Below are 15363 nucleotides of genomic sequence, written 5' to 3'. Positions count from 1 at the left end.
TTTAATTAATTTTTATTAAATGGGTTCTTATAGAATTTATGTTCAGCATCTGGAACAGTAATAGGAATAATAGTTCTTTCTTCAGGTGTTATATCATCAATAAAGAACTTGTAACCTTGACCAATAGGTTTTATCTTATAGATTGATTCTATTTTACGAATAGAATTGTTAATCTTATACTTGAAAAAACCTGTTCTTGTATCTAAAGCATATTTTAATGCTTGATACATTAAGTAATAAGTGTAGTATTCAGTTGTGAAGTTTGAACTAATAGTAGCATTAATTTTACTATCAGAAGTTAAAGGTAATGAATAACCTGCTTTAACTATTTCTACACAATATGATTTATAAAAAATTCCAATTTTTTTGGTTAATTCTCTAATTTCTTTTTCTAATTCACGAATTTGTTTTTTTAGATTTGCTTTTTCTTCTTCAGAAGTAATTGTTTCAAATTGTTGTTTTAATTTTTCTAATTGATCTTTTTTAGGTTTAGCAGCATTTTCAATTTCTTCATTTTTGATTTCAGTTGGATCAAAAAATACATCTCCAACAGTTCTACCAAAACTATCTTTTTCATCAGCAAAAACAATAACTTCTTTTCCTACTGATAAGGTTTTAATACAAAAATCCGATGACATAAGAGCATATGTATATTCTCTTTTTTCTGATTTTACACCACCAACAGCTTTTTCAGGTGTATCTATACCCGATAATCTAATTTTGTATTCTTTACCTTTTTCAATTTTTTGTTCTGTTCGATCTTCTAATGCTTCAACAGTAACAGTATCACCATCTGAATTATCAGTAACTTTTGCTTTAAATGCACGTTTTTTAAATAATTCATCTTCGGTATCTAACTTAATCCTTGTGTCTAATTCATAATTAGCTTTGATTGGACCAACTACATTTTTAAATTCATTACATGAACTTGAAATAGTTGGAATGATAGCTAATGAACTAGCAGCTAACAATGATGGGATTAAAACTTTAGTTTTAATTTTCATATTTTCTCCTTTCCTCATATTTATTTTATTAATATTTTTATTTATAAACAATAAAAAAGAAAAATAAGTAATTAGAAATTAAAGCTTATTTTCTTTTTCTTTTTTATTTTATTATTAAATTAATTTTGGAGAAAATTATTTAAAGTTTTTGATATTTGATTTGATTTCATTAGCAAGATCTTTATATTCAAATCCTTCTTTTCCACTATCAATGGTTGTGTAAAGTGCTTTGTACTGTGAGTTAACTAAGTTTCTAAAGTTATCAGCATTAGCACTAGCTGGTTCTTCATATAAAGTAATTTGACCTTTAGCAGCTTCTTTAAATAAATCAAAACAAACATTTAAATATTTATTATCTTTAGCATTTGTTGGTAATGAAGCTGTTTCAAATCCTTTGTAAGGAACCACATAAGAAGCAACTCTAAATACATGTTCCATAGGAGTTTCTTCATAAGTGCCTGTTTGGTCTGTGAATTTCAATTTCTTGTTTGAAGTTAAGAATTTAAAGAATAGTTTTGTAGCTCTATCTTCATTAGCATTATTTCTAATCCCCATTATGTTAGGACCTTGAAGGAAGTTAGTTTTCTTTATGTTTGTTGATTCTCATTTAGTAAATGGTTTAATAGCAACTAATTCAGATTCTTGTAATGTTTTATCAGATGTTTTAGCAATTACTTGGTAGTGACTTAATGATGTGCTATTAGTTTTTAAACTAGTTTTAAAACTATAAACATTGTATTCAACGCCGTTTTGTCTTCCTTCTGCTAATAATTCAATTTCATTTGTTGCTTTTTTCAATGATTCGATTAATTCACTATTATCTTTTTTAATAAACATAATATGATCATTTTTATTAGCGATTGTTTTAAATTGTTCATACTTGTTATCAAATTTAGCATCCAAAACTAAATCATATTTGCCGCCAGTTTCAGTTGATTTTAAAACTTTATTATGAAACTTAGTGTTTGTTTCATTTTCTTGATTAAATCAAAATACCTTGTCACCTTCAACTTTTGTTAACTTGAATGAACTTGAAGAAATTTCTCTCAATTCTTCTTTTAAAGATTGATCTTTTAAAACAATATTATAAAGATTAACACCAGGCAAAAAGTTATGTGAATAACCGGCTGAAGAACCTAAGTTTGAACCTAATTTATGGTTAGTAGCATCAGCTGAAGCATAAGAACCATCACCAAAGATTTTAATTGCTTTTGCTGTAATAGCTTCTTTTACTAAATCAAAAATTTCTTTCGATTTTTTGTATGCTTCATGGTTTTCATTAGTTACAGCATTTTCATATGAAATTGTAATTTCACCAGCAGCATTCTTTTTAATTGAAGCGTTCATTTTGCTTTCATCACCGTCTAATGCAGCAAATAATAATGGGTTAATAAAACCTGAAATATCATCGATACCTAAAAGTGGCATTGAACTATTTTTGAATGATTTTTTAACATTGATTAAAAATTGAATAAATTCTTTACCATTTTCAAAAATTGAGTAATTAACTTTTTTGTCTTTAAATAATTCATTAACCTTATTTTCATCAATTTCACCTAAGAATTCAGATTTATCACCATTTTTAGTGTTTTTAATTGCTTCCACATCTGTTTTTCATTGTTCATTATCAAGATTAAACATTTTCTTTATTTGTTCATCGATTTGTACTGATTTTTCTTGTAATGATTTGAAAATGTGTTTATAAACAGGACCGTTAATTCCGTGAACAACTGAAGATTTTAAAAATGGTAAAAGGTAAACTCCACCTTCTTTAAGACCAGCAACTTTAGAGTTTGATCCGGTAAAGTGTTCTGAGAATATATCAAGTGAGTTTGAAGCATCAGGATCAGCATCTTTTAAATTGATATAACGTCTTGTTGCTACTAATTCAGCAATAGTAGCACCATAGTTAGCAGTAATGTTTGCTAATTCTCTATTTTTTGATTGAATATCACCAACAATTTTCTTGTGAGCAGCCCCATATCCTGAACCAATGTTCTTTAATTCAACTTCTTTAAAACCTTTTTTAGCTTTATGTTCTGGTGAATTATTGTATTTTTGAATAATATCTTCTAATGCTGTTCATTGTTCTTTACCCCTAGAAAATGAAACACCAAAGATGATTTTTTCTTTTTCCCTTACACATGAAACTGAAGTAGCAGCTACAACACCCGAAATACCAAGAGTAGTTGCAAGTGCTAAATTAGTCACAAGTAATTTATTTTTTTTCATTTTGCTCCTATTTTTAAATTCCAAAAAATATTCTAATTTTCTATTATTTCCTATATTTACTATCTAAATATTAATAGTAAATTAGATAAAAAAAGTATATATATTAATATATAAGAAAGAAAACAACGAAAAACTTTGTGTATATTTTCCACATTTTTTCTAATGAAAATATAAAAAAAATTTGCACAATTTTTATTATGTAAAATTAAAAACATGAAGAAAATAAGAACTAGACATTTAGGAATTTATTCCCTATCTTTAATTGTTTCTGCTACTTCTATTCCTTTTATTTCAAGTTCATGTGAATCTAAAAAGAAATTTTTAGAATATGAACAAATAGTTGAAATTATAAAAAGTAAAAATATAGAAGAGCAAAAAATTGATGATTCAAAAAATCCAGAATTAAAAATTTATAAAAATGAATTTTTATATTTTGAAAAAGTTGTTTCACATATTTGAAATAACGGACCAAAGAAATATAAAATTTCTAACTTTTGACAAAAAGATTTTTATATTCAATGAATAAATAATTTTAAAAATTCATTGAAAAAATTCGAAAATTGAAAAGAAAAAATTTTAACAAACCAAACAATTGAAGCTTCTGAAAAATATGAAGAAGGTTTTTGAAAAAAAGTTCTTGTTGAGAGATTTAAAGTTAAAGAATAATTAAGGAGATATTTTGGATGAAAAATAATTATGAAAAATACACCAAGATTGTTAAACCTTATTTTTGATCACTTTTTTTGTCGATGTCAATCATTATTTTGTTAGCAATTTTTATTGTTAAAAAATATATGATTTTTAAAAATACAACTTGAAATGTTAACAACACAATATATCTTGTTTTCTTAGTTACTTTCCTTGTTTTATTTACATATGCTTTAATATGTATGATCTTAATTTTTGTTTATATAACTAAGCTAGAAAAATTGAATAAATTAGAAAAAGAAAAACAAGAAGAACAAATTAAAAAAGTTAAAAATTATTTAATTAAATTTGGAAAAGCATTAACAATTTTTACAATGAATAAAAATATTGTTTATAACATTGAAGATTGTAATTCAATTAAATTTGATGCAGAATAATTTTTTTGTATTTTCCTTTTTTATAGTCTATTACAAAAAAATATATTTTTAAATAACTAAAAGTTAAACATAGTTATATTTTCAAAATGTAATTATGTTTTTTTTATCCAAATATTTTTTTGAATTTCAATATCAATAATTTCAAATAATTTTATAAGGTTTTTAATTACTAATTACTATGAGTATAATGTGTAGTATAATATTACATATTATACTCATTTTGTAATTAAGTAAAGAAAGGAACAATATGGCTAAAGAAAAAGATGAAGCAAAATATACGGCAAGTAATATCAAAGTTATTGAAGGATTAGAACCAGTTAGAGTAAGACCAGGGATGTATATTGGTACAACTGGAATTAAAGGATTACACCATTTAATTTGAGAAATTGTAGATAACTCAGTTGATGAATGTATGGCTGGTTTTGCGAACAGAGTAGAAATCACAATTGGTGAAGATGAAACTATTGAAGTTTCAGATAATGGTCGGGGAATTCCTGTTGATATTCACCCTAAAACTAAACTTTCAACTGTTGAAACTGTTTTAACTGTTTTACATGCTGGAGGAAAATTTGATCAATCTTCTTATAAAGTTTCTGGTGGTTTACACGGGGTTGGTGCATCTGTAGTTAATGCATTATCAGATTCTTTTGAAGTTTGAGTAAAAAGAAATGGTAAATTACACTATGCACAATTTGCTAATGGTGGAAAAATTATTAAACATTTAACAGTAATTGATCAAGTTGATTTAGAAGATACAGGTACTAGAATTAAATTCCATCCAGATTTTACAATCATGGATAAAAATAAATTTGATAAAGAAGCTATTTTAGACCATGCTAAGCAAATTGCTTATTTAAATAAAGCTTTAACTGTTGTTGTTTCAGATAAAAGAGATAATTCATATGAAGAATTTTTCTTTGAAGGTGGAATTGTTGACTATGTTAAAGAACTAAACGCTGGTCAAAAGATTCTTCATGAAGAAATTATTTATGCTGATGGAGATTATTCATTCCAAAATCAACCACCAGTACATGTTGAAGTTGCTATTCAATATAATGAAAAATACATTGGTAATGTTGTTTCTTATGCTAATAATATTGTTACCGTTGAAGGTGGAACACACGAACAAGGTTTTTATGATTCATTAGTTAGATTAATAAACAATTACGCTACTTCAAATGGATTTTTAAAACCAGATGCTACTAACGAAGAAAAATTAACTAGAGATGACATCAAAGAAGGTATTACTGCTATTTTATCTATTAAACATGCTGAACCTATTTTTGAAGGTCAAACTAAAGGTAAGTTAGGTAATAAAGATGCTAGAGCAGCTGTTAATAAAGTTCTATCTGAACGTTTAGAAAGATTTTTAAATGAAAACCCAGATGTAGCAAAGATTATTGTTGAAAAAACTTTATTAGCTAAAAAATCTCGTTTAGCTGGAATTGCTGCTAGAGAAGCAACAAGAAGAAAAACTGTTTTTGAAGGTGGATCATTACCTGGTAAATTAGCTGATTGTTCTTCAAAAAATGCTGAAATTTCAGAACTATACATTGTCGAAGGTAATTCCGCTGGTGGATCAGCAAAAATGGGTAGAGACCGTAATACTCAAGCAATTTTACCTTTAAGAGGTAAGGTAATTAATGCAGAAAAGAACCAAGCTAAAAAACTTTTTGCTAATGCTGAAATCTTATCAATGATTACTGCTTTAGGTACTGGTATTGGTGAAGAATTTAATATTAACAAATTAAGATATCACAAAATTATCATAATGACCGATGCCGATGTCGATGGCGCTCATATTAGAACCTTATTATTAACTTTCTTCTATCGTTATTTCAGAGAATTAATTGAATATGGTTTTGTTTATATTGCTCAACCTCCTTTATATAAAATTTGACAAAATAAAACTGTTGAATACGCATATAACGATGAACAAAAAGATGAGATAATGAAAAAACTAAATTCTAATTCTAAAATTAATATTCAACGTTATAAAGGTCTTGGAGAAATGGACCCCGAACAACTTTGAGAAACTACTATGGATCCAAAGAACAGAAAAATGTTCCAAGTTCAAATTGAAGATGCCGCTAGAGCTGATTGAGCCTTTACAACATTGATGGGTGATGAAGTATTACCAAGAAGAGAATTCATTGAAAATAATGCTAAATATGTTAAAAATATTGACTTTTAATATTTAACAATTTATTCGAAAACACCAAGAAAATCCTTGGTGTTTTTTCATTATTTGTTTCAAGCTTTAGCCCTTATTAAGGGTTAATAAAAAATTTCATATTTTCCTTGTTTATAGGCTAATATGAAATTTTAAAACGTTTAGTAATTAAACCATTGGGTCTCAAGGTTCTAATTCAATGATGTTCTTTTCAGCCTGTTCTAAAATAGCTTGATCAACATATTTTTTGTTAACTACAACTTCGAAATTATATTCATCAAACCATTTGTCGCTCATTGAGTAATAACCTTTTTTACCAACTTCATCTCCTCATGAATTTTCTACTTCTCATGAAATCGGTTTACCATTTTTATCTAAATTAACTCCAACAAAAGTCATAGCATGACTTACTGGAGAAACAAAGTATTTAACTCTTTGTTCTTTTGTTAATTTATTTTTAAAATTAAAGGTTTGTTCGTAATTAAATAATTCAGTATCGAAAATACCAGTTTTATTATCTGAATAAGCACCTACGTCACAACCAAATCAAACAGGTTTGTTATCTTTTAAAGAAGCAATAGTTGCAGCTTTCATAACTTCTAAATCTACATTAATGTTTTTAACTAATGGTGCTTCATTAACTGATTTTCAATATTTATAATGAATAGTTGAATTTTTAGAATGTTCTTTTCTAGGATCGTCAACTAAATCGATAAGATCTAAATATTCATTATCTGCATATTCATTTAAAAATTCTAAAGGGCTAATGTTTTCAATTTTTTTAAAGTTTTTGTCTTTATCACGATATTCAAATGTAAATTTCTTTGGAGGCAATCCTAAAGATTTAACTAAAGTTTGAAAAATGTTATATAAACCTTCTTCTTTTATTTTTAAGATTTGTTCAATGTTCAAACTTTCTTTTTGTGCTACTTGAATATCAACAATTGTATTCATTGTTATGTAATGTAATATTTCATTCATTTGCATTGTATTACTTGAACTATAAGTTTCAGGCATAGCAGATTTAGGACAAATTCCGTATTTAGCAATTAAGTTTGGAACAAAACCTCAATACCCACCATCAGAAACTGGATCTTTAAACATTGTGGTAAATAATCTAGAATCAACAGTTAAATTAGGATTTTCAATAATGATTGTAAATAAACTATTTGCCTTTTCTAATTTGTCATAAAAATGAATAAAGTTTTGTGAAAATTCAAAGTCTTCAACATTTAATTTTTCTAAAATTTTAGTTTTCATTACGTTAAAGGTTGCAAAAATTCAACATCTACCCGATTTCTTTTGATTAGTAATTGATGATTTTTTAGTTTCAACTGAGAATTGAAAGCTATGCTTTCTTAAAACTTCATTATTAAACGATGCTTCTTTTGGCCCAACTTTAGCAATTGCGTTTTCAATCACTAAATTAGCTTTATCTTTTGTATATTTTTTATAAAAACTTTCTAATAAATTTTTATCAATATTGTTCATTTTTCCTCCTGGGTTAAAAATGATAACTTGCGTTGCCACAAGTTATACACTTTTAAATTGATTATTGTAAATCTTTTGGATCTTTAATAATTTCTTCAATTATTTTTCAAAGATCTCTATAACTTCCATAGTTATATTTCTTTTCTCATCCACCATACATTGCATTTCCTGGTGTTTGAACATAAAATTGTTGTCAATCTAAGTCAGTCATTTCAACTTTTTTGTCTTTAATAACAACTTTTTTACCTTTAGTTCCTTCAACTTTGGTTAAAAGATCTTTAAATTTGTCAATATATGCTGTTCTTTCTTCTGGTTTGATGTCTTTATATGCTTGATCGAAAAAGTCATTAAAATCGTCGCCAATTTTCATAATTACTCTTAATTTAACAGCATTTCCTGATTGTGAATCACTTTTTGAAAAATCTCATCCCTTAGTATTATCACTTACAGCGTTCATTCTTACATTTTTAGAAGTAGTAACCGCTTCGTTTTCATCAGTAATTCTTTGCATTCAAGGAGCTTCTTGGAATTCGCCTTCTTTAGTACCAATAGGATTAACTTGTTTTAATCAAAACATTCAATCTTTAATGTATTGTTTTTTAACACCTGCTTTTTCTAAATTGGTTTTTAGTCCTTTAATAACTTCTTCTTTTTGATTCATGTTTGAGTTAAAAAATACTAATCCACCTTTTTCAAAAACGTGATTGATAAATTCAATAGCACCTGGGATAGCTTTTCTTTTACCTTGGATATCATATTTTTCTTTAAATGAAGGACTAAAACCATCTCTCATTGCTACTGCTTCTGAATATTCATTAGCAAAAACAGTTTCATCAATATCCATAAAAACAACCGGAATAAATTTGTCATCTTCTGGGTTGGAAACCTTGCCAGAATCTTTATCAACTTTTGTAAGTTCTAATTTGTTTTCACTATTTTTTGTAATATTATCAAAAGCAACTCTTGCTAATGAATAACTTTGCATTTGTGCTACTTTTGCTTCAGCAGATTTAACAAATCAAACAACAGAACCTATCTTACCAGCGTTTTTATTTAATGTGTGAATAATGCTTACTCTATCTTGTTGTGTTAAAACTTTATTTCTATCAATTCTAGTAATAAAGTTTTCTTTTTCACTATTAGTTAACTTTGGATATAGCTCAGAAAATTTTTCAATAAGCTTATCGTAATCTGTTTGATTACAAGATGCAGATAAAGCAGTTGGAATTACAACTAATGGAGCAATTGAAAGTCCAACAAGCATTTTTTTGTTTAGTTTCATATATTTACAATATAACCTTTCCTTATTTGAATGAAATATAATAATAAATTATATTAAAATTATTTTTATATATCTTATTTAATAGAACTCACATTCATCATTTTTTTATTTTGTAAAATCACTTTTCTTCTTCCTGAAAATGAATTGAATTTTTTATCAAAAATCATTCTAGATTTTCATTTAAGCAGTTGATAAGTTTTTAAAGTTTTTAAACCAAAAAGTAAAAATATTTTTCAAGCATTTTCACTCTCTATTTTTATGAATTTTTCACCATCATTTTTTAAGTATTTTCTTGATGGTTTGATTAACTTAAAATTTGTTCAAAAATCTTTATCAATAATTCCTATTTCTAAAAATTTTTTAATAGCATTTTTAATACTTGTTTTCTTGAAACCACATTTTTGTTCAAGAGTTTTTTTACTAATTCCAAAAAACATATTTTTTTTATGTTTTCTTTTTTTAGCTTCATTAAATAAAACAACTATTGCTATAAATATTTCGACAAAAACTTTATTTGTTTTCAGCAATTGAAAATAACTATCACTGATGTAAAACTTTGACTTATAAAGTTTTCTTCTAAAAGAAAAATTTATTTTGTCGTTTTTCTTTTCTGAATATTTCAAATCAAAATTTTCATTTTGTTTTTCTAATCTTGAATAGCTTTCATTTCCAAAACCATTTAATGAAAATTGTCTATCTAAATATCTTTGACTTAAAACACCCATAAAACTCCTTTCGTTTTGAGAGTAAAAAAAGCACACTAACTTTTTCGTTAGCGTGCTTGCTTAACAAACCAATTTTTTACGGTTCCAATAGAAATAAAACAAAGTAAAAAGAGTATTTTTGCTCTTGTGGAAGTTATAGCTAAACGGTCACAAAATCTTCCTTGAGTAATTTCGATAGATAGTGAAAAACAAATAAAAAATGAGTTATTAAGAAGAATTTCAATTGATAAATTTTATGAAATAGTGACTAATGATAAATATGCATTTAAAAAACTATGTGAGCAATTACCAATAACTATTTCTAAAATTATTTCTAGAAATAAACTTTTACATATTGAACAAGACTCTGTTTTTCAAGAACTCAAATCTATTGACCAAAATATCTTATTAGCTTTATATAAAATTGCATTTAAAACCTATGAAGGATTTGATCTATAAATTTCACCAATTCGACATTTAAAACAAAAAAATAGTTGATTTTGGTGATTTTTTATACCTAAATTTTGTCTAAAAATAACCTAATTTTAATAAGCAAAAATTTAATTAAATTTTAAAAAACTTATGCTAGTTTTTTTCTTTAATATATATAATATTTTCCATTATGGAAAAAGATTTTTTGTGTTCAAAATTATTTGATAGAAAAACAAAATTTATATTGTCAATAAACAATGAAGATCGTGTTTCAGATCTTCCTTTTAACACTATCGAATATTCACAAAATCTTTACGATTTAGCCTCCGATTTATTTTAGTTTTAATTTTTAATTAAAGTATTTATTACTTTATTGTTTTTAATTTCTAAATAAACAAGGAGCAAAATGATTAAAACAAATAAAAGTCCTTATATTATCCAATTAAAGGATGTTGTTAAAGAATTTGATGATAAAAAAGTTCTTGACAATGTTAATTTGGATATTACAAAAGGAGAATTTGTAACTTTATTAGGACCTTCGGGTTCAGGTAAAACCACAATTTTAAGATTGATTGCTGGTTTTGAAAGGGCTACTAGAGGTGAAATTAAATTTTATGGAATAGATATTAAAGATTTACCACCTCATAAACGTGATTTATCTACTATTTTTCAAGACTATGCACTTTTTACTCATTTAAATGTTGAAGGTAATATTAAATATGGATTAGCTTTAAAAAGATATCCTAAAGAAGTTATTAATCCTAAATATGAAAAAATCTTAGCAATTAAGCAAGGTGTTTGAGAAAAAAAAGCAGCTTTAGAAAAGAAAAAGTTAGATAAATTACAAGATCAGTACGAAAAAGAAATGCGTACTATGAAACCTAATTCTATTCAATATAAAAGAAGATTAAAATGATTGGATAGATCGGATTTTAATTATTCATATTGAGAAAGTTATGTATTACAACAAACTGAAAAATTTGAAAATAAATATCTAACTAGAAGAATCACAAAAGAAGAAATGAATCAAGAAATTAGACAAATTATCGAACTTGTAGGACTACAAGGATCAGAAAAAAAATCTATTTCTCAACTTTCTGGTGGAATGAAACAAAGAGTTGCTTTAGCTAGATCTTTAGTAATTGAACCTGAAATTTTATTGCTCGATGAACCTTTATCAGCACTTGATGCAAAAATTAGACAAAAAATGCAAGTTTTATTAAGAACCTTACAAAAGAAACTGCAAAAAACTTTCATTTTTGTAACTCACGATCAAGATGAAGCCTTAGAACTTTCTGACAAAATCGCAATTATGCGTGGAGGTAGAATTGAACAATATGATACTCCAAAGCAAATTTATGACTATCCAATTAACAAATGAGTAGCATCATTTATTGGTGATTCAAACATTTACAACGGGATTTATTTGGGCAATGGAAAAGTAAATATGTTTAATGAAAAAATGACTTTTCCTACCATTCATAACGATGAGCAATTTAAACCAAACACAGAAGTTGATGTTTTAATTAGACCAGAAGATATTGATATTGAAGATGTTGCTACAAATAAAGAAAATGAACTAAAAGCAAAAATTATTAATATGGCTTACCGGGGAAGTTATTACTATATTAAGATTGAACTTGAAACCAAGGACATTATTTTTGTTGAAACAGCTAAAAAGTTTGAAATTGGACAACAAGTTTATTTAAGTTGAACTGTTGATTCAATTCATTTAATGAATAAAGATAGCAAATGGGATTACGAATCTAATGAATTTAAAAATTAACAAAAAACTAAACCTTAATCGTAGATTATTGTTTCTACTACCTTATGTTTTAATTGCTATCTTTTTAATAATTTTACCTATTATTTTAATTATTATTAATGCTTTAAAACCCAAAGCAAATTTCGATTCTTGATCATTGATTAAGCAATGAACTACTTGAAAAATTATTTGAAGATCATTGAAAATTGGAATCATATCTGCTATTTTATGTTTGATTATTGCTTTTCCGTATGCTTATTTTATTTCTAATTCTAAATCTAAAATTTTAAAAATTTATGGTTTGAGTTTGATTTTAAGCCCGATGTTAATTTTCACAATCGCAAAAATTTATGCTATTCGTGGATTTTTTCTTTCAGTTTTTGAAGAAGAATCACTAAATGCTGAATGATTTATGATTTTAGCATTAACTTATTTGAATTTGCCATATATGATAATGCCTTTATATAGTGTTTTTAAAGATATGCCTAGAAACATTATTGAAGCATCACAAGATTTAGGCTACAATAGTTTCCAAACTATTTTCAAAATCGTTATTCCTTATGGTTTTAAAGCAATCATTAGTGGATTTGGTTTGATTTTCCTTTCTTCTGCTACTACCTTTGTAATTAGTTCTAAATTATTACCAAATGGTTCGCAATTACAAATGATTGGTGAAGTAATAAATGGATATGCTAATCCATCAAATGAATTTGATTTAAGTCTAGGAAGCACCTTAGTTTTAGTAGTTTCAATTATTTTTATTGGTACTTATTCATTGATTATTTTTCTACCTAAATTGATTATTAAAGCAATCAATAGAAGAGGAGAAAAAAATGCATAAGTTTAAAGAAATAATGAAAAGTTCATACATTTATTTAATTTTAATTTTTACTTACATTCCTTTGGCTTTTGCAGGTATATTTTCATTTAATAAACCAACTGAAAAAGGTTATTTAAATACAGTTTGAAATAAATTTTCAACCACTGCTTGAAAAGATTTTTTCAATGATGGAAGAGGAATTGCTTTAATTAATTCAATTATTATTGCCTTTTTTGTTTCTATTATTGTAATTTCTATTTCCTTAGTAACTGTTTACGGAATGTGAAAACAAAAAAACAAAGTCTATGGAAAAGTAATTAAAGGGGTAAATAATATACCTTTAATTAATCCTGACAACATTACAGCAATTGGTTTATTTTTAGTTTTCGGTTTATTTTTTGGAACTTTATCGTTTTCGAAAGAAGGAATAGTTAGAGCCATTGTTGGACATTCAGTTATGGTATTACCATACGGAATAACATTAATGTATCCTCGAAGTTCTAAATTTAATATAAGTTTACTTGAAGCTTCACAAGATTTAGGTTATTCAAAGTTTAGATCATGATTTAAAACTTATTTTGTATATATGATTCCTTCAATTATTTTTGTGGCTTTAGTTTCTACTTTCTTTAGTTTTGATGATTTTATCATTATGAGAACTGTTTCTAATGCTTCTACACTAGGGACTAAATTGTATGAAGGAACATTTAAACCTTGAGGCTTAGTTGTTGGTGCTTCATTATTAATGATTACTTTGGTAGGTAACTTTACTTATGTATTAATTAAAGTCTTTAGAATTAAAAAAGGAGAAAAAAATGAAAAAAAACAACAACAAAATTAAATCCTTTTTTAAAAATGTTGTTTTAACTAAAAAGTTTGGTTTTTTTGCGTTTTTTGGTTTCTTATTTACTATTTTAATTGTGATGTTAGGGATTAAAATGAGTAATAAGTTTAAACCTTCTTTTTATTCTTATCAATCATATATGTCACCAAAAAATATGCAAAAGATTAGCCAAAAATTTGATTTTAAAGAATTTGGAGAAATTGCAGAATTTAATAAAGCAATTTTAACTAATAAAGCTGTAGCTGGGATCGGTAGTGATTCCCAATCGGTTAATTTAATTAAGCGTAATGCATTAAAAAAGATTGACTATGAAAAAATCTTTGGCAAAGGAATTAAAAGTCCTAAAGCATTTTTAAGAAAAGAAATTTGAGATCATTTACAAGAATATGATGAATATTTAAAAACTGATTACTGAGGTAACAAATTTAGAGATGAAAATGGCAATGAGGAAACTAGACACTTATGACAATACTTTTTGCCTTATTATTCACAAGATGCGATTATTGCCTATAATCCAAGCAAAATCAACAAGGAAGCAAAAGATGTTGACTTTCCTAAAATGGTTGACAATAAAGCACCAATGATTGATATTTTAAAAACTTTAAGCAAAGAAGGTTATGATTCTTGAGCAATTACCAACTCAATAAGAGATAACTTAATATATGGATCTGCTTATCGGTCAAAATTAACTAGTGGAAGTCAAATTGATGATGAAGCTAATGGAAATGTTTATTCTACTACTTATGAATTATTAATTAATAACTTTGTTAAATTAATTCATGATGGAACTGGTTATTCAGTTAATAATGATAAACATATCAATTTTAAATCTGATGGTTTGGAATTATTAAACTTGCTTTTAAATCCCCATTCTAAAATCAATGCTGCCATTATGTATAATGGTGATGGGATTGATGCTTTTTATTCAGAAGACAATTTTAAAAATGTAGCTAATGGAACTATTAGATACGTAAGACCCCTTAAAAACTTATTATTAGTTGATGGTTTTGTTATTAATAACAACAAAAGCAGCAAATTAGATGATACCGTTTATGAAGTTGCTAGACAAACATGAATGTCAAACTATCAAAGACTTTATCAAGTAGGTGTAGCTAAATTCGGAACTGATGTTTATCAAACCTTTAACAATCCAGATACTGATGAAAATAAAGCAAAGTTAGAAATTGTTTTCGATGAAGCAATCAAACAATTAGCACAAGAAAAAGAAAATGATGAAGCACAAATAGAAAAAGAATATCCAGATCCAGAACAAAGACCAACACACTTTGAAAATGGTTATAATCCTGGTTTTGATAATTTCAACTACATAGGTTATACTCCTACTAACTTGTTAGAATATCAATTTATCTATGACAATTATTTTGAAGAAGATGAAGATAAAGAATTAGAACAAAGAGCTAAAAGACTTTATCGAATCGAAGGTGAACATATTTCAATTAAACCAATTTCTGATGATTTATTCTCAGAATTAAGCGTTTATTACAATAAATTAATAAAAGGTTAATTAAAT

14 protein-coding genes are annotated in these 15363 nt (G+C 26.0%); 9 read left to right on the top strand and 5 right to left on the bottom strand.

Annotation, left to right across the window (positions count from 1 at the left end):
- Positions 1-5 precede the first annotated feature (5 nt).
- Complete coding sequence (locus tag ACJA25_RS01985) at positions 6-1004, bottom strand: thermonuclease family protein (RefSeq protein ID WP_406614857.1); 999 nt, start codon at positions 1002-1004, stop codon at positions 6-8.
- A gap of 135 nt (positions 1005-1139) precedes the next feature.
- Positions 1140-3236, bottom strand: coding sequence for a P68 family surface lipoprotein (locus tag ACJA25_RS01980; RefSeq protein ID WP_406614855.1), 2097 nt, complete (start codon positions 3234-3236; stop codon positions 1140-1142).
- Between the two features lie 213 nt (positions 3237-3449).
- On the opposite strand from ACJA25_RS01980, the gene ACJA25_RS01975 reads away from it, so the two are divergent.
- From ACJA25_RS01975 to gyrB, 3 genes are all read left to right on the top strand, one after another.
- Entirely contained in the window at positions 3450-3902 is a 453-nt protein-coding gene (locus tag ACJA25_RS01975; RefSeq protein ID WP_406614853.1) for a hypothetical protein, read from the top strand.
- Positions 3903-3919: 17 nt separating this feature from the next.
- Complete coding sequence (locus ACJA25_RS01970) at positions 3920-4321, top strand: hypothetical protein (protein ID WP_406614851.1); 402 nt, start codon at positions 3920-3922, stop codon at positions 4319-4321.
- 247 nt (positions 4322-4568) lie between these two features.
- Complete coding sequence (gene gyrB / locus ACJA25_RS01965; protein WP_406614849.1) at positions 4569-6515, top strand: DNA topoisomerase (ATP-hydrolyzing) subunit B; 1947 nt, start codon at positions 4569-4571, stop codon at positions 6513-6515.
- 147 nt (positions 6516-6662) lie between these two features.
- Here gyrB and ACJA25_RS01960 read toward each other — a convergent pair whose 3' ends face one another.
- The 3 genes from ACJA25_RS01960 to ACJA25_RS01950 form a co-directional block, all read right to left on the bottom strand.
- Entirely contained in the window at positions 6663-7985 is a 1323-nt protein-coding gene (locus ACJA25_RS01960) for an aminopeptidase C (protein WP_406614847.1), read from the bottom strand.
- A 61-nt stretch (positions 7986-8046) separates the two neighbouring features.
- Positions 8047-9267 (bottom strand): HAD family acid phosphatase, encoded by a 1221-nt coding sequence (locus tag ACJA25_RS01955; protein ID WP_406614846.1) that lies wholly within the window; start codon positions 9265-9267, stop codon positions 8047-8049.
- A 74-nt stretch (positions 9268-9341) separates the two neighbouring features.
- Entirely contained in the window at positions 9342-9992 is a 651-nt protein-coding gene (locus tag ACJA25_RS01950; protein ID WP_406614844.1) for an MAGa4850 family ICE element protein, read from the bottom strand.
- 60 nt (positions 9993-10052) lie between these two features.
- Between ACJA25_RS01950 and ACJA25_RS01945 the strand changes: the two genes are divergently transcribed.
- The 6 genes from ACJA25_RS01945 to ACJA25_RS01920 all read left to right on the top strand — a co-directional run bounded on the left by ACJA25_RS01945 (position 10053) and on the right by ACJA25_RS01920 (position 15357).
- Entirely contained in the window at positions 10053-10430 is a 378-nt protein-coding gene (locus ACJA25_RS01945; RefSeq protein WP_406616185.1) for an Eco47II family restriction endonuclease, read from the top strand.
- 163 nt (positions 10431-10593) lie between these two features.
- On the top strand, positions 10594-10743 hold the full coding sequence (locus ACJA25_RS01940) for a hypothetical protein (protein WP_406614841.1): 150 nt from the start codon (positions 10594-10596) through the stop codon (positions 10741-10743).
- Positions 10744-10809: 66 nt separating this feature from the next.
- Positions 10810-12189: an ABC transporter ATP-binding protein gene (locus ACJA25_RS01935; protein ID WP_406614839.1), complete on the top strand. Its 1380-nt coding sequence runs from the start codon at positions 10810-10812 to the stop codon at positions 12187-12189.
- On the top strand, positions 12173-13009 hold the full coding sequence (locus ACJA25_RS01930) for an ABC transporter permease (RefSeq protein WP_406614837.1): 837 nt from the start codon (positions 12173-12175) through the stop codon (positions 13007-13009). The genes ACJA25_RS01935 and ACJA25_RS01930 overlap by 17 nt, the downstream gene beginning before the upstream one ends.
- Complete coding sequence (locus ACJA25_RS01925) at positions 13002-13829, top strand: ABC transporter permease (RefSeq protein ID WP_406614835.1); 828 nt, start codon at positions 13002-13004, stop codon at positions 13827-13829. Before ACJA25_RS01930 ends, ACJA25_RS01925 begins: the two co-directional genes overlap by 8 nt.
- Entirely contained in the window at positions 13804-15357 is a 1554-nt protein-coding gene (locus ACJA25_RS01920; protein WP_406614833.1) for a hypothetical protein, read from the top strand. The genes ACJA25_RS01925 and ACJA25_RS01920 overlap by 26 nt, the downstream gene beginning before the upstream one ends.
- The last annotated feature ends 6 nt before the right edge of the window (positions 15358-15363 follow it).

The organism is Mycoplasmopsis hyopharyngis, from assembly GCF_045276885.1.
GTDB classification, from domain to species: domain Bacteria; phylum Bacillota_I; class Bacilli_A; order Mycoplasmatales; family Metamycoplasmataceae; genus Mycoplasmopsis; species Mycoplasmopsis hyopharyngis.
The sequence above is the reverse complement of the archived record's forward strand: the minus strand, read 5'-3'. Positions and strand labels throughout refer to the sequence as shown.